The sequence below is a fragment of the Thiolinea disciformis DSM 14473 genome (assembly GCF_000371925.1).
GTDB classification, from domain to species: domain Bacteria; phylum Pseudomonadota; class Gammaproteobacteria; order Thiotrichales; family Thiotrichaceae; genus Thiolinea; species Thiolinea disciformis.
Genome location: NZ_AQVE01000071.1, coordinates 1 through 1,032 on the forward strand (window position 1 = coordinate 1; position 1,032 = coordinate 1,032).

Consider the following 1,032-nt stretch of genomic DNA (forward strand, 5'->3'; position numbering starts at 1 on the left):
CCTTTTCGCCTGCCTGCGTTGCGGCTACAGCAAGGTTGGTTGCCAGCGTGGTTTTGCCAGCTCCCCCCTTTTGGGTGGTGAAAGTCCAGACTTGCATAATTACATAATTCCATAATTAGGGAATGCAGTAATTATATAACATGATTGGCAATGTGTTGTTATTCTGGTGGTTTCCCTGACTAGCGAATGGCTGGCCTTAGTTAGGCAGCCCCCATACCATCCACAAACGTCTCAATGAATGATTTAATCTTATCCGCGACCCACGTAATAACATGCTTCTGACGGACGCAGGAAATATCCCAAATGTTCGACGGTAGCATCCTGTACTGCGTCGATCATATTCATTTCATCTTTTACGCTTTCACGCAAAGTTCCAAACTTCACTCCGTCAGCTTCCAGTAGATAGTCAGCATATGCCTCAATCTTTTCCGAGAGGTACTTATAGAAAATAAAACCTAGGATGTAATCACGGAACTCATCCGCGTTCATCTTGCCGCGCAAAGTGTTAGCGATGTTCCATAGTTGCTATAGTTGCTGTTGTAACTGGCGACGTTGCTCTTCTGACATGGTTACTTCAATACTCTAGGGGTGTTTATGAGCGGGGTAGTCTAGCATCAGCAGTGATGGTCGTCGTACCAGTGGTGCGACTTTTAAGGGTTTTAAGTCTCTGATCGTTAGGTGTCAATAAAATAGACGTTCTTCAAAGTTTTACTAAGGCGGTATTGGCGGTTTTTACGATCCACCTTCTTGTAAGTCGAATATGGATACTTTTGCTGCTTCTTGCGTAAGCAACTTTATAATCCGCTACAAGTAGTTCAACTATCTAGTCATTGCAAGCTACACGCCAACGGCGTGGTCTTGCGCCGTAAGGCGCTCTTCTGTTTTTTTGTGTGAAACACAAACGCTTTTGCTTTTAAAGATCTTTTAAATATCTTTTAAAAAGCTTTTAGCATCGCCAGAACCCGCGCCGCAGCTGCGTTTCAGGGGTGCTATTGCAACATCTATACTACTTACTGCAACATCTATACTACT

The 1,032-nt window shown here is 43.9% G+C and carries 2 protein-coding genes; both read right to left on the reverse strand.

Annotation, left to right across the window (positions count from 1 at the left end; all coding sequences use genetic code 11):
- Window positions 1-97 (reverse strand): nucleotide-binding protein (locus A3IE_RS23350; RefSeq protein ID WP_157832932.1); only part of this gene is annotated, 97 nt, incomplete at its 3' end.
- Between the two features lie 152 nt (window positions 98-249).
- Window positions 250-489: a type I restriction-modification system subunit M N-terminal domain-containing protein gene (locus tag A3IE_RS0119460; protein ID WP_020397271.1), complete on the reverse strand. Its 240-nt coding sequence runs from the start codon at window positions 487-489 to the stop codon at window positions 250-252.
- Window positions 490-1,032: the final 543 nt, after the last annotated feature.